Below are 18,903 nucleotides of genomic sequence, written 5' to 3' on the forward strand. Positions count from 1 at the left end.
CCGGCGACCTTCAACCTGGTGTCGTCGTTCTCGCGCGTCGGCGGCACGCCGACGATCGGGTCCATCACCCTGACGATCGCCAACTACTCGCTCTACACCGCGACCCAGGGCGGCATCCTGGACAAGGTGAGCGGCGCTGCATCGATCGACACGATCAGCATCGCGGCGCTGACCGACTCGACGGCTGACATGACCACGCTCGATGGCTACATCGCGCAGGTCACGGCCGGGATCAACTCGGTGGCCTCGGCCGCCGCCGACCTCGGCGCCGTCAAGAACCGCATCTCGACCAACACGGAATTCGTCAAGACCCTGATGGACTCGGTGGACCGCGGTGTTGGTCAGCTCGTCGACGCCGACATGAATGCGGAATCGACCCGCCTTCAGGCCCTGCAGACCCAGCAGCAGCTCGGCGTTCAGGCGCTCTCGATCGCCAACCAGAACAGCCAGAGCATCCTGTCGCTGTTCCGCGGCTAAGCCTCAAAACCATCCGGGAAGGCCGCGCTTCTCGCGAAGCGCGGCCTTTTTATTTGGCGTACGCTCGTCACGCGTCGTGACCTCCTGGCTCACCGTGTTGCGGTCCAGCCACGTCGCCACAAGCCTCGCACAAACTTCGCGCGCTATCGTCGCCGCTACGACAGGTTGGGCCCGCTCTTCGGCCGCCCAAAGGCATGATGCCGCCCCGCCGTACCGGTGCAAGCCCGGTATGTCCCCAAAATCAATTCAATCCGTTTCAAAGGGACGTCAAGAATGGCCTCGAGCCTGCTTACCAACTCCGCTGCAATGACCGCGCTCCAGACACTCCGGAGCGTCAGCTCGCAGCTCGCGACCACGCAGAACCGGATCTCGACCGGCCAGCGCGTGGCCACCGCTTCCGACAACGCCGCCTACTGGTCGATCGCGACGTCGATGCGCGCCGACAACGCCGCGCTCTCCGCCGTCTCCGACTCGCTCGGTCTGTCGGCTGCGACCGTCGACACCGAATACACCGCTCTGACCGCGGTTGTCGGCGACAAGACCGGCGGCCTGACCAAGCTGCAGGCGCTGCTGGTCGAAGCCAAGACCGCTGGTATCGACCGCACCAAGATCCAGGCCGACATCACCCAGATCCAGCAGCAGATGAAGGGTACCGCCGATGCGGCAACCTTCAACGGCGTGAACTGGCTGAGCACGACCGCCGCCACTCCGGCGACCTTCAACCTGGTGTCGTCGTTCTCGCGCGTCGGCGGCACGCCGACGATCGGGTCCATCACCCTGACGATTGCCAACTACTCGCTCTATACCGCGACCCAGACCGGTATCCTGGACAAGGTGAGCGGCCCGGCGTCGGTCAACACGATCAACATCTCCGCGCTGACCGACTCGACGGCTGACCAGACCACGCTCGATGGCTACATCACGCAGCTCACCACTGCGATCAACTCGGTGTCCTCGGCCGCCGCCGACCTCGGCGCCGTCAAGAACCGCATCTCGACCAACACGGAGTTCGTCAAGACCCTGATGGACTCGGTGGATCGCGGTGTCGGTCAGCTCGTCGACGCCGACATGAATGCGGAATCGACCCGCCTCCAGGCCCTTCAGACCCAGCAGCAGCTCGGCGTTCAGGCGCTCTCGATCGCCAACCAGAACAGCCAGAGCATCCTGTCGCTGTTCAAGTAAGCTTCGGCTTTGGAAACAACCGTGCTCCCCCGGGAGCACGGTCCCTGCCATGACCGGCGGGTGTGGCGGCACAAGATGTGCCCGTAATGGAAGTTCTTCCGACGCCAGACGTCATGCAACACGCCGCAGCCGATTGCGCTGCCATGCGCTCGTGCGCCTGCTTGTTGCTGCTGAGTTGATCGCGTCGTCCAGGATTCTTGTAAAATTGCAACGCCTCGCCCGCGAACCGACACATTCGTCTCCTTGCGCAACCTTCAGACAAGGTTGGCAGCGGAGTGTCCCATACGTTCGCATTGGTACGAGGTCACATGCTGCTCAGTCGTGCGCAGGTACAGCAACTGCTCAACAATCTGCTGGAGCTTGGGCCGCGACGCCTGATGGCCTTGGGACTGATCGGCTTTGCCGTTCTCGTCACCGTCGTCGGCGGCGCCTATTATCTGAGCCGGCCTGAGTTCGAAACGCTCTATACAGGCCTGAATCGCGAAGACGTGACGCGCATCGGCGCCGCGCTGCGCGAGCAGAATATCACATTCGACGTCAATACGGCCGGCGACGCCATCTCGGTGCGCCCGAGCCAGACCATGCAGGCGCGGATGCTGCTTGCCGAGAAGGGGCTGCCGACCAGCGCCAATTCCGGCTACGAGCTGTTCGACAAGATCGGCTCGCTCGGCCTGACCTCGTTCATGCAGGAAGTCACCAAGCTGCGGGCGCTGGAAGGCGAGATCGCGCGCACCGTGCAGTTGATGAAGGGCGTCAAGGCGGCGCGGGTGCATATCGTGATGCCGGTGCGCGGCTCGTTCCGGGCGACGCAGCAGCCGCCGTCGGCGTCGGTCGTGCTGCGCACCGACGGCGCGATCGAGGCGCGCACGGCGCAGTCGATCCGCCACCTCGTCGCGGCGGCCATTCCCGGCATGAGCCGCGACAAGGTGACGGTGCTGGATGCCGACGGTTCGATGCTGCTGGCCGAAGAGGACGAGGCTAGCGCGGCCCCGACCAAGATGGCGAGCCTCCAGAAGACGGTCGGCGGGATGGTGCAGGAGAACATCCGCAAGGCGTTGACGCCATATCTCGGTCTGGACAATTTCGAGGTGAGCGTCGCGCCGCAGCTCTCCACCGACAAGCGGCAGACCAACGAGACGGTCTACGACCCGGAGAGCCGCGCCGAGCGTTCGGTCCGGAACGTGCGCGAGAAGGAATCGTCGCAGAATGCGGACCGTTCGACGCCGACCACGGTGCAGCAGAACCTGCCGGACCAGCAGGTGAATAGCGGCGGCACGAAGAATTCCAGCGAGGACAAGACCCGCCGCGAGGACGTCACCAATTTCGAAGTGTCGTCCAAGACAACGACGACGGTGAGCGACGGTTACCTGGTCAAGAAACTCTTCATCGCCGTGCTGGTCAACCGCGCGCGGCTCGTCGCCGATCTCGGCGACAAGAGCAACCAGGCGATCGTCGACAGCAAGCTCGCCGAGATCAGCCAGCTCGCGGCGACGGCAGGCGGACTGGACAAGCAGCGGGGCGACCAGATCCAGGTCACGGCCGTCGACTTCATCGAAGGCTCGCGCGAACTGGCGCCGGTGCCGCCGATCAGCTTCGTCGAGATGATCAACAAGCAGCTCGGCAGCGTCATCAATGCGGTCACCATCCTGGCCGTTGCCTCGATGCTGGTCTGGTTCGGCCTTCGCCCCGCGGTCAACGGCATTCTGACGCATCGCGCAGCGCAGGAGCAGACCGAGGCGGCCGAGGCCGCCGAGCTCGAAGCTGCAACGGCGCTTGCACTGGCCGACAGTCAGGACCCCGAGCTCAACCTCGTCGAGGATCTCGAAGGCAAGATGCAGCGGACGCCGCAGAAGCGGCTGGAGCAGATCGTCCGGCTCGATCAGATGCAGGCGGCAGCAATCCTTAAAGACTGGATGCGGCGCGAGGAGGCAGCATGAACGCGGCTATCGGAAAACTCCTGACGCAGTTCGACGCGAATGGGCGGGCCAAGTCTCCACCGCCGCCTCCGCCCCCCAAGATCCAGGATGTGCTGACAAGGCCGATGGAGGTGCGGCGCGAGCCCCAGCCGTCGCGTCAGGCCCAATCGCAGCCGCAGCTTCAGTCGCCGCTTCCGGCGCCCGAGGCCGAAGCCCCGCCGGTCAATCTTCTCGAGGATGCCTATCGTCGCGGCCATGCCGCCGGTGTCGCGGAAGGCGATGCCAGGATTGCCGAGGAGCGCGTTCGCAGCGCGATCCGGCTCGGCGAGGAGCGGGCCAAATGGTCCGACCAGCAGGCGGCCACGATCGTGGGCGGCTTCGAGACGGCCTGCCGCGAGATCGAAACCAACATCGCAAGCTCGGTTGCGCGGATATTGCTGCCTTTCCTCGCCGATGCCGTCCGTGACAAGGCGATCGGATCGCTGGTCGAGCAGATCGCAGCGCTGACCGGCAATTCGCCGGTGCCGGTGTTCAAGATCACCGGCCCGGGCGAATTGCTCGATCTGGTGCGCTCGCAGCTCCAGACGGCCCGGCGAACCGGGATTGAATACGAAGCCGCCGAGACTTTCGAGGTCCGCGTTGTCGCCGACCAGACCGTGATCGAGACGCAGATTGCGGCGTGGAGCGAACGTCTGAACGAGGCGCGCCGGTAGTCTGCCATGGAAGAAGTCAAGCACGAGCTGGTGATCATCCGCAGGCGCAGCGCCTTCGCCGAGGAGGCGCATCACGGTGGCGTCTGGAAGATCGCGTATGCGGACTTCATGACCGCGATGATGGCGTTCTTTCTGGTCATGTGGCTGCTCAATGCGCTCAACCAGGACCAGAAGCAGGTGGTCGCGAGCTATTTCAACCCGATCAAGCTCGCGGAGAACGCACCCGCCCCGAAGGGCCTCAAGGATCTCAGCAAGAAGGAGCCGACGCAGTTCGAAGGCCAGGACGGCAAGCGTCAGCCGGCCGGGCCGAACGAAGAACGTCGCGGAGACTCGCCGACGGCGGAGAAGCCTGCCTCCTTCGAAGAGAAGGTTCTGTTCCGCGATCCCTATGCGACGCTTGCCGAGATCGCCAACAGCGCGAACCAGGCCTCGGGCCAGCGCCGTGCCGGCGCGCTGACCTCCGCCGAAGAGGACGGCCTCAAGGGCGGCGATGCCTACCGCGATCCCTTCGATCCCGGCTATTGGAAGTTGACGCCGCAGACGTCCAAGGATGCGGATCACTTCGTCGACAGCGAGCCAAAGCCGAACGCGTCCGCGCGCGACAACGCGTCCGCGACAGGTCAGGGCGAGCCGCAGGCGCAACGTGCCAAGCAGGACGATGCCGGCGGAAGCGTGGCGCCGAACGCGGACGCGTCGTCCGCAAGCCTGTCGCCCCTGCTGCCGCCGGGGCCTGCGCCTTCGCAGGCTCAACGCGATGGCAGTGCCCAGGCAAATGCGCCGCAACCGGGCGCCCAGGCTGGCGCTCAAGCCAATGCCGCCGCGCAGCCACGCCCCGGCGATCAAGCAAAGAATTCCGAATCGCGCGATGTGGCACAGACCCAGCAGCCGACCGTCAAGCAGCTTCAGTCTGCTATTGCGGATGCGCTGTCGGACATCAAGGCCGGTGCGGGCCCGGTTGCCGAGGTGCGTCAGGTCGAGGAGGGCCTTCTGATCAGCCTGACCGACGATGCGAGCTTCGGGATGTTCGCGGTCGGCTCGGCCGAGCCGCGGCCTGAGCTGATCCGCGTGATCGACAAGATCGGGCCGCTGCTGACGAAGCGCCAGGGCATGATCATCGTCCGCGGCCACACCGACAATCGGCCTTACAAGTCCGAGAATTACGACAATTGGCGGCTGTCGACCGCGCGCGCGCAGATGGCTTACTACATGCTGGTTCGGTCCGGCGTCGATGCGCAGCGGATCGAGCATGTCGAAGGCTACGCCGATCGGCGGCCGAAACTGACGAACGATCCTGCTGCCGCCCAGAACCGCCGGATCGAGATCCTGATCCGGGAGAAGCGCCCTTGATCAGGCCGCTCCTGCGCGCCGCGCTGCTGCTGCCGTTCACGACGGTATGCGCGTTTGCCGATCCGGCACCGTCCCCGGCACCAACCTCGGGCGAGCCCTATGAGCTCGTGCGCACCTTGCAGGCGGTGCAGGATGGCATTGCCCGCGGCGACACCGCGGCGCATGGCAGCCACATCGCGCTGACCCGGCAGGTCGGTGAAAAGTTCCTCGCCGCCGATCCGAGCGTGTGGAGCAACGCGCAGAACGGCCAGGCCGTCATCATCTATTTGCTCAGCGGCGGCGGGCCGCAGGTCGTCCGAAAGCTGCCGCGCGACAAGCTGAACGTCGACGAGCGGCTATTCAATGGTGCGCTGGCCTATGTCGAAGGCCGCCAGGACGAAGCGCGCGAACTGCTCAAGGACGTCAAGCCGCGCACGTTGCCAACGGGCCTGGGCGGACAGGTCGCGCTGGTCCAGGGCGCGCTGTTCGCGCGCGCCGAGGCATCGCTCGCGATCGAGCGTCTGGACGACGCGCGACTGCTGTTGCCGGGCACGCTGGTGGAGGAGGCGGCGCTGCGGCGCGAGATCCTGCTGGTCGGGCAGGCCGAGGATTTCGACAAGTTCGAGTTCCTGACGCTCGCCTATATCCGCCATTACCGCAACTCGGTCTATGCCGGGGACTTCTGGCAGCGCTTCGCCTCCGGCCTGACGCAATCGAGCATTGCTCTGGACGAGCGCCGGTTTGCGCGGATCGTCACTCTGCTGGAGCAGATCGACCGCGCGAGCCGCCTCAAGCTTTATCTCGTGATCGCGCGCACCGCGATGGTGCATGGACGGCTGGCGGTGACCCGGCTTGCAGGCGAGCGTGCGCTGACGCTCAGCGCCGACGCGTCGGAGGATCGCGAGCGCGCGCATTTCTTCCGCGGCGTCTCGCGGGCGCTCACTGACGAGTATGACGGCGGTGTCGCCGAGTTGAAGGCCCTCGACCGCTCGAAGTTGCCCGAGCGCGACGTTCCGTTGCTGAATGCGACGTTGCAGCTCGCACTCGATGTCCGCAAGCCGTTCGCGGGCGGATCCACCGCCGCCGCCGACAAGCCTCCGGTCACGCCGGCGCGTCTCGATCTCGCCGCGTCGACCGAGACGCTTGCGCGCGCGCGGAAGCAGCTCGGCGAACTCGAACGCCTTACCAGGGATCGCCCATGACGAAGCTCAGTGGAACCTCCGGACAGGTCTTTTCGGGTCTCGCCGAAAGCCTCAACGTGCGCGGCGCATCGCGCTCGGGAAAATCCGCCGGAACGAAATCGCCGGCAGATTCGTCGTTCAACGATCTGCTGCACACCGTCTCGAATCTCGCGAAGCGGGCGCTCAACGACGAGGGCGGCAACACGAGCGCGAAGGCCGGATCGCTGCGCACGCACCTCGCGCGCCCGGCCGACAAGGACAAGACGGTGCGGGAACGCACCGAGGCGGATGACGAGCCCGAATCCATTCGCAAATCGTCCGACGAGAAAACTGAAAAATCGCCGGAGACGCAAACTCCGGTCGACCACAGCGCGAAGACCGATGTTTCGGCCCGATCCAGCATTCCGGTGGTCGTCGAACAGCAGTTCGCCGCCGTGCCGGCCGCGAAGCCGCAACTGCAATCGCCGGCGGCCGACAAGAAGGACGCGCCTGCGCGCGACGAGCGCTCTGCCACGACGAAGCGTGAGGTCCAGGGCATGGCGAAGGTCACCTCTGCCGAGCCCGCGCCGCCCGCTGCCGCTTCAACGGGCACGCGCTCGCAGGCCGCGCCTTCGCAGGCGGCGGCAGCCGCGCAGCAAGGCAGCGATGCGTCCTCGAAGCCAATGCCCGCGACGCAAGGCTTCGAGGCCGTCACGGCCAATGTCGAACGCGCCGTCAAAGCCTCGGCGCGGGACGCATTGCCCGAAGCGACCAAGGTCACCGTGGTCCAGCAGGAGACCCATCTGCCGCCGGCGCAGTTCAGCGCTCCGCAGCAGATCGCCAACGCAGTCGTCGCCGAGCTGAAGGAGTCGCCGGCTCCGACGGCGTCCACCGCCCCCGATCTCGCGACGTCGCGGACCAATGCGCCTGAGCCGCTGAAGATCCTGACGATCAATCTCGAACCGCCGGCACTCGGCAACGTCACGGTACGCCTTCGCCTTGTCGGCTCGGAGGTTTCCGTTCACCTCGCGGCCGCGCGCAAGGACACCAGCCTGATGCTGGATCAGCAGCGCGAGTCGATCCGCGATCTCATGCAGTCGGCGGGCTATGTCGCCGACGTCGCGCCCGTGCAGCACGGCTCGCTGGACGGATTCCAGAGCGGCTCCGGCCAGCCGCAGCCGCAGCTCTCCGGCCAGCAACAGCCATCGTCGCAGTCGCAAGGCACGTTCGGCGGCGCCGGCACGTCGTCCGGGCAATCGGACGGCGGTGCGAAGCAGGCCCGGCAGGAGCGCCAGTCCAACGAGGAGACGCGTCATGACCAGGACGTGGGGCCGCATATTCGCCGCGGCCCTGTTTATCTGTAGCGCGGGCGCCGCGGCAGCGGCGACCAACAACGCGCGCCCGTGCGAGCGCGAGATGGCGCGCGCGTCCCAGCAGCATGGGATCCCGCTCGGCATTCTCTATGCGGTCGGCCTCACCGAGACCGGACGGCGCGGTTCGCTCCACCCTTACGCGCTCGGCGCCGACGGCCAGACCGTGTTCGCCAAGGACATGAACGACGCGATCGCGAATTTCGAGACGATGCGCAGCAAGGGCATCAAGCTGATCGACCTCGGCTGCATGCAGATCAACCATTATTATCACGGCGACAAGTTCACGTCGGTGCGCGCGATGTTCGATCCCGCGAAGAACGTCGAATACGCCGCACGCTTCCTGAAAGAGCTGAAGCAGCGCGAGGGCAGCTGGACCATGGCGGTCGCGCGCTACAACGCAGGCCCCAACAATCAGCCCGCGCAGAAGCGCTACGTCTGTCACATCGTCGCGCATCTCGTCTCCAGCGGCTTCGGCGCGTGGACCGACAAGGCGCGCTCGTTCTGTCAGCCGAAGACAACGTGACCGCTACAACCTGAAAGTTGTGCACGGATCCTAATCATCAGCTCCGCGCAAGCAAGAACCCGCATTGTAGATACAACCTGACAAAGGAGCCTACTTCATGAGCCTGTATGGTGTTATGCGCACCGGCGTTTCCGGAATGAGCGCGCAGTCCAACAAGCTGTCGACGGTTTCGGACAACATCGCGAACGTCAACACGACCGGTTACAAGCGGGCTTCGACGGAATTCTCGTCACTGATCCTGAAGAGCGGCTCGGGCAATTACGACTCCGGCGCCGTCGAGACGACGGTTCGCTACGCCATCAGCGACGCGGGACACACGCAGTTCACCACGTCGACCACGGACCTCGCCGTGCAGGGCAACGGCTTCTTCGTGGTGTCGAACGCCGCCAACACGCAGCAATATCTGACGCGCGCCGGCTCGTTCGTGCCGGACGCCCAGGGCAATCTGGTCAACGCGGCCGGCTACTACCTCCTGGGCCAGCCTGGTAAGGTGACCAATTTCTCGCAGAACAGCCTGTCCGGCATGCAGATCGTCAACATTGCCCAGGTTTCGCAAGTGCCTGTGCCGTCGACGGCGGGAACGCTCACGACCGGCAATCTGGATCCGAAAGCGGCTGTGATCGCCGGTCCGCCCGGGCCGGCGTCATATTCGTCGAAGAGCTCGATCGTGGCCTACAACAATATCGGCCAGGCCGTTACGCTCGACGTCTACATGTCCCACACGGCGACGGCCGCCGGCTCTGACACCTGGCAGCTTCAGGCTTACAACTCCGCGACAGGTGCGTCGGTCGGTGCCGCCACCACTTTCACCTTCGATACGACCGCAGCCGGCAAAGGCACGCTGGCCGCGGCGAGCCCGACGACTCTCGCCCTCACCGTTCCCGGCGGTGCGGCGATGAGCCTGGACCTGTCGAACATGACGCAGGTCGGAACCGACTTCAGCTTCAAGGCGACTGTCAATGGCAGCGTTCCATCGGCCATCGACAAAGTCGATGTCGACGATTCGGGCTTCGTGACGGCGATCCTCAAGAACGGTCAGCAGCTGACGCTCTACACCATCATGCTCGCCGACGTCGCGAGCCCCGACAACCTGACGCCGGAGCCCGGCAACGTCTATTCGACCAACATGAATTCCGGCAACGCGCAGGCCGGGAATGCCGGTACCGGCGGTCTCGGCACTGTCCAGTCGGGCGCGCTGGAGGACTCCAACGTCGACCTCGCGGACGAACTCACCGGGATGATCGAGGCGCAGCGCGGCTTCACTGCGAATTCGAAATCGTTCCAGACCGGCGCCGATCTTCTCGACGTCGTCGTCAACCTGAAGCGCTGAATCCTCAAGCGCTCATTCCGGGCAAGAGCAGATTATGTCCCTTACCGCCGCTCTCGACTCCGCTCGTGCGTCGCTCATGGCGTCGGGTATCCAGTCGTCGACGATCTCGCGCAACATAGCCGGTGCCAGCGCCGCCGGCTATTCGCGCAAGATCGCCGTGCTGGACAATCTCCCCGGGGCCGGCGTCTATGTGGCGGCGATCCAGCGCGCCGCCAGCTCGGGTCTCTATAATAACGTCCTGATCGCGACGTCTGGGTCCGCCAAGCAGAATGCGATCCTGGACGGTCTTCAGAAGATATCGGCCTCGACTGTGGACGATCCCGAACTTGGGCAGTCGCCGGCCGCCCAGCTCAACAAGCTGAAGCAGGCGCTCCAGCAATATGCCAACGCTCCGGACAACACCACGCTGGCGCAGGCGGCGGTCACGTCCGCCAAGGACATGGCGACCGCGCTCAACCAGGCCACCAAGACCGTGCAGACGGTGCGCCAGGGAGCGGACGCCGACATGGCGACTTCGGTCGGGAATATCAATCAGCTCCTGACCCAGTTCGATAAGGTCAACACCGCGATCGTGAAGGGGACGATCGCCGGCGACGACGTCACCGATTATCTCGACCAGCGCGACAACATCGTCTCGAAGATGTCGCAGGAGGTCGGCGTCTCGATGACGCTGCGCGCCAACGGCGACGCGGCGCTCTACACCGACAGCGGTGTCGTGCTGTTCGACAAGACGGCGCGCTCGGTCAGCTTCGCGGCGACCAACATCTATACGCCCGGGACCACCGGAAATGCTGTCTATATCGACGGTGTCCCGGTCACCGGCGCCAATTCCGTGATGCCGATCAAGACCGGCAAGCTCGCTGGCCTCGCCCAATTGCGCGACAACGCCACGGTCACGTATCAGAGCCAGCTCGACGAGGTCGCACGCGGCCTTGTCGAATCCTTCAAGGAGGTCGACCAGTCCGGCGCCGCGCTGCCCGACCGGCCCGGCCTCTTCACCTATCCCGGCTCACCCGCGATGCCCGCAAGCGCGACCGTCTCGGTCGGCCTGGCCGGCTCGATCAGCGTTGCCGCGTCGGTCGACCCGGCCCAGGGCGGCAATCCCAACCTGCTGCGTGATGGCGCGATCAGCGGCAACGTCGCCTACAGATACAACACCACCGGCAATGCCGGCTACTCGACCAGGCTGCAGCAGCTGATCGGCAACATGGATGCGTCGCAGCCGTTCGATGCAACCACGCAAGGCAAGCCGAGCGGCAGCTTGATCGACTTCGCGGCGTCGTCGACGAGCTGGATCGAAAACCAGCGCAAGGCCGCGGACGACAACGCCACCTATCAGAACACGCTACTCGACCGCAGCTCCGCAGCGCTGTCGAACGTCAGCGGCGTCAACATGGACGACGAGATGTCCTTGATGCTTCAGGTCGAACGTACCTATTCGGCGTCGTCGAAGATCATCTCGACCGTCGACCAAATGTTGCAGAGCCTGCTGGCCGCCGTGGGGAATTAAGTCATGATGAGCGCCAACTACATCTCGACCCTGATGCTGTCTTCGTCGTTGAGGTCCTCGATCACGAACAATCAGGCCGCGCTGACCAAGGCCTCGAAGGAAGCCACCACCGGCCGCTTCGCCGATGTCGGCCTCGAGCTTGGTGCCACGACGGGAAGCGACGTCACCCTGCGGGCGGACCTGAGCTTCGCCGATCAGCTCGTCGATACCAACGGGCTCGTCTCGGGGCGCCTGGACACGACGCAGAACCGGATCACCCAGCTGGGCGCAACCGCAACCTCTTTCCTCAAGGACCTGATCGCGGCCCGCAGCACCGACGGCGGCGGGCGGATCATCCTGCCGCCTGCGTCCGCCAACCTCCAGGATCTGATCGGCGCGCTGAACGTCTCCTATAATGGCTCGTATCTCTTCTCGGGGGTCAACACGCAGAACACGCCGATCACGGCTTACACTGCGGGTTCGGCCAGCAAGAACCAGGTCGATGCCGATTTCCTTGCGACCTTCGGCTTCTCGCAATCCTCGGCCAGCGTGAGCACCATTACCCCGGCCCAAATGCAGGCCTTCCTCAACACCACCTTCGATGCCGAGTTCGCGAGCCCGGCCTGGAACACCAATTGGTCAACGGCCACCGACCAGACCATGCAAAGCCGTATCTCCACGACCGAGATCGCCGATACGTCCGTTAGCGCCAACCAGATCGGCTTCCGTAGGCTCGCCGAGGCCTACACCATGATGGCGGATCTTGGGAACGCGAACCTGAGCCAGGACACGTTCCAGGTCGTCGTGGACAAGGCCATCGGCCTCGTCGGTAACGCCATCACGGACCTCGCTACGCTCGGCGGCGGCGTCGGCACGGTCCAGCAGCGGGTCACCGGCGCCACCGAAAAGCTCAAGACGCAGCAGGACATTCTGAACAATCAGATCGTCAAGATGGAGGCCGTCGACCCGACGGAGGCCTCGGTCCGGGTCAACACCCTGCAGACCCAGATCAAGACGGCGCTGTCGCTGACGTCGCAGCTCCAGCAGATCAGCCTGATCAACTATCTCTGAGCCGGGGTCTGTAACTTTGTCTTGTTGTTCGGTCTCCTGCGCAGAGTGGTTCTGATGACGTTTGAAGCCTATGAAGCGGTCGTCGATGATAGCGCCTCTGAGGCGCGGGGCCGCGAGCGGCAGGCGCTCAGTCTCGGCATCGACCGGCTCGAGCGGGTCCAGGGCGGGCGCTTCAGCTTCGAAGATCTGGTCGAGAGTCTGCTCTACGTGCGGCGGCTGTGGACGATCTTCATCGAGGATCTCGCCCATCCGGAGAACGCACTCCCGGAAAAGTTGCGCGCCGACATCATCTCGATCGGCCTGTGGGTCGTCAAGGAAGCCGATCGGCTTCGCGAGGAGAAGTCGAACGACGTGATGCAGCTCATCGAAATCAACCGCCTGATCCGAGACGCGCTCTGATGAAAATATCCTTGCGGGCGGGTGAGCGGATCTACGTCAACGGCGCAGTGCTGCGCGTGGACCGCAAGGTCTCCGTCGAGCTCGTCAACGACGTGATGTTCCTGCTCGAAGGGCAGGTCATGCAGGCTTCCGACGCCACTACGGCGATGCGGCAGCTCTATTTCATCGTCCAGCTCATGCTGATGAACCCGACGGATATCGGCGCCGCAGTCGCGCTCTACGGGGAGCATCACGCGGCCCTGCTCGCGGTTTGCGAGAGCCGTGAGATGCTCGACGGGCTCGCCACGATCCACGAGCTGGTCCGCACGACCCGATATTTCGAGGCGCTCAAGCGGATCCGGGGACTGTTCCCGGTAGAGGACGCAATCCTGGCCGGCCTGGCCGGCGTCGCCACCGAGATCCCATTCGAGGCTGCCTGACAGCGGAGAGGCTACATGAACGTCAACAGCGCGACCGACAGCACCAGCAAGTCCAATGCGACCGATTCCACGAAGAACACGGCGAGCAACACCGTCGACTACAATACCTTTCTTCAGCTCCTCGTCGCCGAGATGAAGAACCAGGATCCCACCAATCCGATGGATACCTCGCAGTACATGAGCCAGTTCGCCCAGCTCTCGACGGTCGAGCAGGCCATGCAGACCAACTCGAAGCTCGATGCGCTGCTGTCGTCGCAGTCGCTGTCGCAGGCCAACGGGCTGATCGGAAAGACCGTCAGCTTCACCGACGCGACCGGCGCGACCTTCAGCGGCAAGGTCGTTTCGATCTCCATCAACAACGATGGCTCCATCGCAACCCTCGAGAACGGCACGAAGGTCGCGGTCGGGCCCGGCCTTACGATCAGCCAGTCATGAACGAGCGGGACGCCCTCGACATCGTCCAGGCGGCGATCTGGACCATCATCGTCGCCTCCGGCCCCGCCGTCGGCGCCGCGATGCTCGTCGGCACCGCCATTGCGCTGATCCAGGCGCTGACCCAGGTCCAGGAGGTGACGCTGACCTTCGTGCCGAAGATCATCGTCATCCTCCTGGTCGTTGCCGTCTCCGGCTCCTTCATCGGCGCCCATCTCTCCACCTTCACCGAGATGGTCTATTCGCGGATCGAGCACGGCTTCTGATCCGCGCGAGCCCGGCCACCACCCTCGCGTAAGCTTTGCACGGCAGATTGCGGGGCGGACCCTCTGCCGGTGACCCATGGCCGATACATTAGCTGCTAGCCTGCCGACCCCGCGACGATTGGGGGCCGACGCCTTTTTCGCGGGCGGTATCGTGGCCATGCTCACGATCCTGTTCCTGCCCATACCGCCGATCCTGATCGACCTCGGCCTCGCCTTCTCGATCGCGCTGTCCGCGCTGATCCTGATGGTCGCGCTGTGGATCCAGCGGCCGCTCGATTTCTCCGCTTTCCCGACCGTGCTGCTGATCGCGACGATCCTGCGGCTGGCACTCAACGTTGCGACCACCCGTCTGATCCTGTCGCGGGGCGGGGAGGGCGAACAAGCCGCGGGTCACGTCGTTGCCGGCTTCTCGAAGTTCGTCATGGGCGGCGACTTCGTCATCGGTCTGATCATCTTCGCGATCCTGGTGACGGTGAATTTCGTCGTGATCACGAAGGGCGCAACGCGTATCGCCGAAGTCGGTGCCCGCTTCACCCTGGACGCCATCCCGGGCAAGCAGATGGCGATCGACGCCGACCTCTCCGCGGGCCTCATCGATGACAAGGAGGCCCAGCGCCGGCGCCGCGAGCTCGAGGAGGAAAGCGCGTTCTTCGGCGCAATGGACGGTGCTTCGAAATTCGTCCGCGGCGACGCAATCGCCGGCCTGATCATCACGGCGATCAACATCTTCGGCGGCATCATCATCGGCGTGACGCATCACGGGCTGACGCTGTCGCGCGCCGCCGACGTCTACACCAAACTCTCCGTCGGCGACGGTCTGGTAACGCAGATGCCGGCACTGATCGTGTCGCTGTCGGCGGGCCTCCTGGTCTCCAAGGGCGGCACCAGGGGGTCGGCCGAGCAGGCCGTGCTGAGGCAGCTCGGTGGCTACCCGCGCGCGGTGTCGGCGGCGTCGTTGATGATGTTCGTGCTCGCCTTGATGCCTGGGCTGCCGATGGCACCCTTCGTGCTGCTCGGCGGTGCCATGGCCTTTGTCGGCTACTCGCTGCCGCGGCGGCAGGCGGCGCGGGAGAAGAAAGAGCATGCGCGCAAGGCCGACGAGCGCGCCCAGGCCGATGCCAAGGAATCCGTCAAGGAATCGCTCAAGACCGCAGAGATCGAGGTGTCGCTCGGCGGCCATCTGTCGGTCCATCTGCTGGGCGCGCGCACCGAGCTTGGGCACCGGGTCAGCAAGCTCCGCAAGAAGTTTGCCAAGCAATACGGCTTCGTCATTCCGGAGATCAAGCTCAGCGACAATCTGTCGATCGATCCCAAGGGATACCAGATCCGGATCCACGACACGCGTATCGCCCATGGCGAGCTGCGGCTCGGCGAGGTGCTGGTGCTCGTCGACAAGGACGGTAAGCCCGACGTGCCCGGCGAAGAGGTGATCGAACCCGCTTTCGGCATGAAGGCGCTGTGGGTGACGGAGGCGTTCACCGACGAGGTCAAGCGTCAGGGCTGCAAGCCCGTCGACAACCTGTCGGTGCTGCTCACGCACTTGAGCGAAGTGCTCAGGGCAAATCTCGCACAGCTGCTATCCTACAAGGACATGCGCGGCCTGCTCGACCGTCTCGATCCCGAATACAAGCGCCTGGTCGAGGATCTCTGCCCGTCGCAGATCTCCTATTCGGGCCTGCTGGCGATCCTGAAGATCCTGCTGGCCGAGCGCGTGTCGATCCGCAATCTCCATTTGATCCTTGAGGCCATTGCCGAGATCGCACCCCATGTGCGGCGCTCCGAGCAGGTCGCGGAGCATGTGCGGACGCGACTTGCGCAGCAGATCTGCGGCGACCTTTCCGACAACGGTGTGCTGAACGTCGTCCGCCTCGGCAATCGCTGGGACCTGGCGTTCCACCAGAGCCTGAAGCGCGACGCCAAGGGCGAAGTCTTCGAATTCGACGCCGATCCTCGCCTGATCGAGCAGTTCGCAACCGAAGCCAGCGCCGCGATCCGAAAATTCACCGAGAACGGCACCAGCGTGGTTCTGGCGGTCACCCCCGAAGCCCGCCCCTATGTCCGGATGATCCTGGAGCGGGTGTTCCCGACCTTGCCGGTCCTGTCGCATGTCGAGGTCGCGCGCAGTGCCGAGATCAGGGCGCTGGGAGCCATATCGTGATCAGCGGCCTGGCCGACAGCGTGCTGGTCACGTTCATCGTGTTCTGCCGCATCGGCGCCTGCCTGATGCTCGTACCCGGCTATTCCAGCGTCAACGTTCCGGCCCAGGTTCGCCTGTTCGTCGCGCTCGTCACGACGTTTGCGCTGACGCCGATCCTGATCTCGGTCCTGAAACCTCTCACCGACAACGCCGCGCCGCTGACGCTTGCGCTCCTGATCTGCTCCGAGCTCGTGGTCGGCAGCGTCATCGGGCTCGGCGGGCGCGTGTTCTTCCTCGCGCTGCAGACCATGGCGACCGTGATGGCGGGCGCGATCGGGCTGAGCAACATCCCGGGAACGCCGGTCGGCGACACCGATCCGGCGCCGGCCCTGGTCCCGCTGATCATGGCAGCCGTCACCACGCTGTTCTTCATGACCGATCAGCACTGGCAGGTCCTGCGCGGGCTGATGAACTCCTACGACGTCTGGCAGCCCGGCAACAGGATCGGCGGCAGCATGGCGCTCGAACAGCTCGTCAGCCGCCTGTCCGAGGCGTTCGTGCTGACGCTGCGGATCACGAGCCCCTTCATCGTCTATTCGGTCATCGTCAACCTCGCGGTCGGCCTGATCAACAAGCTGACGCCGGCAATTCCGGTCTATTTCATCTCGGTGCCCTTCGTGCTGTTCGGCGGCTTCCTGCTGCTCTACCTCACGAGCGACGAGCTCTTGACGCAATTCATGCTTGGCGTCTCGTCGTGGCTGGCGGAGTGATGGTCATGACGTCGCGCGCGGACAAGCTCGGCCGGATGGTCTCGCTCGTGAAGCTTCAGCTCCGGCTGTCCGAATGGCAGCTCGCGCATCTGCGGCAGCAGGAGCGCAGCTTGCAGGACGAGCAGGAATGGCTGGTAGGAACCCTCAACGAGGGCAAGCCGCCGGCGGGCTCGTCGAGCGACTCAATCGCGCGGCGCCTGAACAGGACGAGCGCCGGTGCGCGCGCGGTCCAGGCGCAGGCGTCGCAGCAGCTCGACCAGGTCCGCGCGGACACCCGCCGTGTGAAACAGTTCGAGCAGGTCGCGAAGGCCGCGCTCGCAGACAAGCTTCGCGACGCGGAGGCGCGCTCGCTCGAAGAGATGACGGGAATAAGCCCCGCCGTGCGTGACTGGACGCCACGGCCAGCCAGCCGGAACAAGACATGATCGTGACAGCGACGCCCGACCTCGTTCTCGATGTCCTCGATGCCGCCGACCCCGTGACGCAGCGGGCGGCGACCGCGAAGCTCGATGCACTGAAATCGTCGGACGCCGATTTCGCCGCCACCATGGACGCGGAGGTCGGCAAGGCCAAGGCGGCGAATGCCGATCAATCCGCGGCGCAGGCTGCCGAAGCGCAGCAGCCGGGTGCGGTGAACGGGCCGCCGGTGCGGGTGATCAAGGCGCCCGCATCCGGCGAGGTGTACCGGAAGTTCGAGGCGTTCATTCTCCAGACCTTCGTCGAGACGATGCTGCCGAAGGAGTCGGAGGAAGTCTTCGGCAAGGGCACGGCCGGCGGCGTCTGGAAGTCGATGCTGGCGGAGCAGCTTGGTGCTCAGCTGGCAAAGGGCAAGGGCATTGGCATTGCCAAGCAACTGGCCGCTGCGCAACCGGCGGGGCCCGGCGTTACGGAAAAGACCGGATCATGATCCGGGAATGGGTGACAGAAGTTGAGGGGTGAATTTCCTATGCAAGCACAAGAAGGTGCGGCGGTCCTGGTGGTGGAGCAGCCGGTCGTGGACGCCGAGGCGATGACGCTGGAAGCGGCAGAAGGCGATGCGTTCTTGCCTGCGCTGCTGCCGAATCTCGGCGGTGACGTGGTGAACGACGGCACCGACGCGGCGAGATCGGACGAGGTGCGTGGCCTGCTGTCTGCGATCCGCCGGCTCGAGAACATCGTCGAGGAGGAGACGGTCGCGCTCTCGACGGGCAAGAAGATCGATTTCGACGACTTCAGTGCCCGGAAGAGCCGGAGCATGCTCGAATTCGTCCGCTTGATGCGGGCTCGGATGCATCTCGGCAACGAGGTCGAGATCACCGAGGAGATCCAGCGGTTGCGCGAGAAGCTCGAGCGAAACCGTTCCATCCTCGAAATGCATTACGATGCGGTGCGTGAGGTCGCGGCCATCATCGTCAAGGCGATCAAGGAAGCCGAGTCGGACGGCACCTATACCGGCCGCACAGCACAGGACGGAAAATGATCAGACTCGTGCTGGCCGGGCTCTGGGTATGCATCCTCACCGCGGGCACGAGCTATGCCGTGGCCTATTGGAAGGAAAACGGCAGCCTGCTGCCGGCGAAGGACGAATATCTCGACGGCCTTCAATACCAGAAGACGCGGGCGCTGAGCGTGCCAATGGTCGAGGGCGGCAGCGTGCAGGGCTACATCGTGGCGCGCTTCGTCTACACCGTTGAAGCGCGGATCATGCACCAGCTCAACGTCCCGCCGGAGCCGTTCGTCGTCGACGAGGCCTTCCGCAGGATCTATGCCGACGACCGCCTCGATTTCAGGAAGCTCGCCCGTTACGACCTTTCCATCCTCACGACGGCCATCAAGCAGCGTGTCAACGAGCGGATGCAGGCCGACGTCGTCCAGGACGTCCTGGTCGAGGACTTCAACTATGTTTCGAAGGAAGAATTCCAGCAGAAGCCGTAGCTGTCG

The 18,903-nt window shown here is 64.8% G+C and carries 21 protein-coding genes; all 21 read left to right on the forward strand.

The genetic code is table 11. From position 1 onward, the window contains the following. The coding region (locus AC0L3X_RS07375) for a flagellin (protein ID WP_473316337.1) at nucleotides 1-477 on the forward strand (477 nt) is incomplete at its 5' end. A 273-nt stretch (nucleotides 478-750) separates the two neighbouring features. Further along, nucleotides 751-1,659 (forward strand): flagellin N-terminal helical domain-containing protein, encoded by a 909-nt coding sequence (locus AC0L3X_RS07380; protein WP_063981304.1) that lies wholly within the window; start codon nucleotides 751-753, stop codon nucleotides 1,657-1,659. A 308-nt stretch (nucleotides 1,660-1,967) separates the two neighbouring features. After that, nucleotides 1,968-3,596 (forward strand): flagellar basal-body MS-ring/collar protein FliF, encoded by a 1,629-nt coding sequence (gene fliF / locus AC0L3X_RS07385; RefSeq protein WP_063981305.1) that lies wholly within the window; start codon nucleotides 1,968-1,970, stop codon nucleotides 3,594-3,596. Beyond that, complete coding sequence (locus AC0L3X_RS07390) at nucleotides 3,593-4,288, forward strand: hypothetical protein (RefSeq protein ID WP_354131767.1); 696 nt, start codon at nucleotides 3,593-3,595, stop codon at nucleotides 4,286-4,288. The genes fliF and AC0L3X_RS07390 overlap by 4 nt, the downstream gene beginning before the upstream one ends. Before the next feature lie 6 nt (nucleotides 4,289-4,294). Then, on the forward strand, nucleotides 4,295-5,635 hold the full coding sequence (locus AC0L3X_RS07395) for a MotB family protein (protein WP_231143355.1): 1,341 nt from the start codon (nucleotides 4,295-4,297) through the stop codon (nucleotides 5,633-5,635). Next, nucleotides 5,632-6,816, forward strand: a complete 1,185-nt coding sequence (locus AC0L3X_RS07400; protein ID WP_231143354.1) for a chemotaxis protein — start codon at nucleotides 5,632-5,634, stop codon at nucleotides 6,814-6,816. The genes AC0L3X_RS07395 and AC0L3X_RS07400 overlap by 4 nt, the downstream gene beginning before the upstream one ends. Further along, complete coding sequence (gene fliK, locus AC0L3X_RS07405; protein ID WP_231143353.1) at nucleotides 6,813-8,138, forward strand: flagellar hook-length control protein FliK; 1,326 nt, start codon at nucleotides 6,813-6,815, stop codon at nucleotides 8,136-8,138. The genes AC0L3X_RS07400 and fliK overlap by 4 nt, the downstream gene beginning before the upstream one ends. Then, a complete protein-coding gene (locus AC0L3X_RS07410; protein ID WP_231143352.1) occupies nucleotides 8,089-8,670 on the forward strand; it encodes a transglycosylase SLT domain-containing protein in 582 nt (193 codons plus the stop codon). The genes fliK and AC0L3X_RS07410 overlap by 50 nt, the downstream gene beginning before the upstream one ends. Before the next feature lie 97 nt (nucleotides 8,671-8,767). Then, entirely contained in the window at nucleotides 8,768-10,000 is a 1,233-nt protein-coding gene (locus tag AC0L3X_RS07415) for a flagellar hook protein FlgE (protein WP_063981311.1), read from the forward strand. A 34-nt stretch (nucleotides 10,001-10,034) separates the two neighbouring features. Further along, nucleotides 10,035-11,510 carry a flagellar hook-associated protein FlgK gene (flgK, locus tag AC0L3X_RS07420; RefSeq protein WP_071909975.1) on the forward strand — a complete coding sequence of 492 codons (1,476 nt, stop codon included), beginning with the start codon at nucleotides 10,035-10,037 and terminating at the stop codon, nucleotides 11,508-11,510. Nucleotides 11,511-11,513: 3 nt separating this feature from the next. After that, the gene (locus AC0L3X_RS07425; protein WP_354131765.1) at nucleotides 11,514-12,560 is read left to right on the forward strand and encodes a flagellar hook-associated family protein; all 1,047 of its coding nucleotides are present in this window, start codon (nucleotides 11,514-11,516) and stop codon (nucleotides 12,558-12,560) included. Nucleotides 12,561-12,614: 54 nt separating this feature from the next. Next, nucleotides 12,615-12,959 (forward strand): flagellar biosynthesis regulator FlaF, encoded by a 345-nt coding sequence (gene flaF / locus AC0L3X_RS07430; RefSeq protein WP_208069782.1) that lies wholly within the window; start codon nucleotides 12,615-12,617, stop codon nucleotides 12,957-12,959. Further along, nucleotides 12,959-13,378 (forward strand): flagellar biosynthesis repressor FlbT, encoded by a 420-nt coding sequence (flbT, locus tag AC0L3X_RS07435; protein ID WP_063981315.1) that lies wholly within the window; start codon nucleotides 12,959-12,961, stop codon nucleotides 13,376-13,378. The genes flaF and flbT overlap by 1 nt, the downstream gene beginning before the upstream one ends. A 15-nt stretch (nucleotides 13,379-13,393) precedes the next feature. Beyond that, on the forward strand, nucleotides 13,394-13,813 hold the full coding sequence (gene flgD, locus AC0L3X_RS07440; protein ID WP_063981316.1) for a flagellar hook assembly protein FlgD: 420 nt from the start codon (nucleotides 13,394-13,396) through the stop codon (nucleotides 13,811-13,813). Continuing rightward, a complete protein-coding gene (fliQ, locus tag AC0L3X_RS07445) occupies nucleotides 13,810-14,076 on the forward strand; it encodes a flagellar biosynthesis protein FliQ (RefSeq protein ID WP_014492683.1) in 267 nt (88 codons plus the stop codon). The genes flgD and fliQ overlap by 4 nt, the downstream gene beginning before the upstream one ends. A 76-nt stretch (nucleotides 14,077-14,152) precedes the next feature. Then, nucleotides 14,153-16,234: a flagellar biosynthesis protein FlhA gene (gene flhA / locus AC0L3X_RS07450; protein WP_071909981.1), complete on the forward strand. Its 2,082-nt coding sequence runs from the start codon at nucleotides 14,153-14,155 to the stop codon at nucleotides 16,232-16,234. Beyond that, a complete protein-coding gene (fliR, locus tag AC0L3X_RS07455) occupies nucleotides 16,231-16,983 on the forward strand; it encodes a flagellar biosynthesis protein FliR (RefSeq protein ID WP_063981318.1) in 753 nt (250 codons plus the stop codon). The genes flhA and fliR overlap by 4 nt, the downstream gene beginning before the upstream one ends. 5 nt (nucleotides 16,984-16,988) lie before the next feature. Then, nucleotides 16,989-17,408: a hypothetical protein gene (locus tag AC0L3X_RS07460; protein ID WP_063986115.1), complete on the forward strand. Its 420-nt coding sequence runs from the start codon at nucleotides 16,989-16,991 to the stop codon at nucleotides 17,406-17,408. After that, entirely contained in the window at nucleotides 17,405-17,890 is a 486-nt protein-coding gene (locus tag AC0L3X_RS07465) for a rod-binding protein (protein ID WP_063981319.1), read from the forward strand. The genes AC0L3X_RS07460 and AC0L3X_RS07465 overlap by 4 nt, the downstream gene beginning before the upstream one ends. Before the next feature lie 39 nt (nucleotides 17,891-17,929). Next, complete coding sequence (locus AC0L3X_RS07470; RefSeq protein ID WP_063981320.1) at nucleotides 17,930-18,442, forward strand: hypothetical protein; 513 nt, start codon at nucleotides 17,930-17,932, stop codon at nucleotides 18,440-18,442. Continuing rightward, nucleotides 18,439-18,897 (forward strand): hypothetical protein, encoded by a 459-nt coding sequence (locus AC0L3X_RS07475; RefSeq protein WP_014492689.1) that lies wholly within the window; start codon nucleotides 18,439-18,441, stop codon nucleotides 18,895-18,897. Before AC0L3X_RS07470 ends, AC0L3X_RS07475 begins: the two co-directional genes overlap by 4 nt. Nucleotides 18,898-18,903: the final 6 nt, after the last annotated feature.

The sequence above is a fragment of the Bradyrhizobium sp. MI1.7 genome (genome assembly GCF_055811795.1).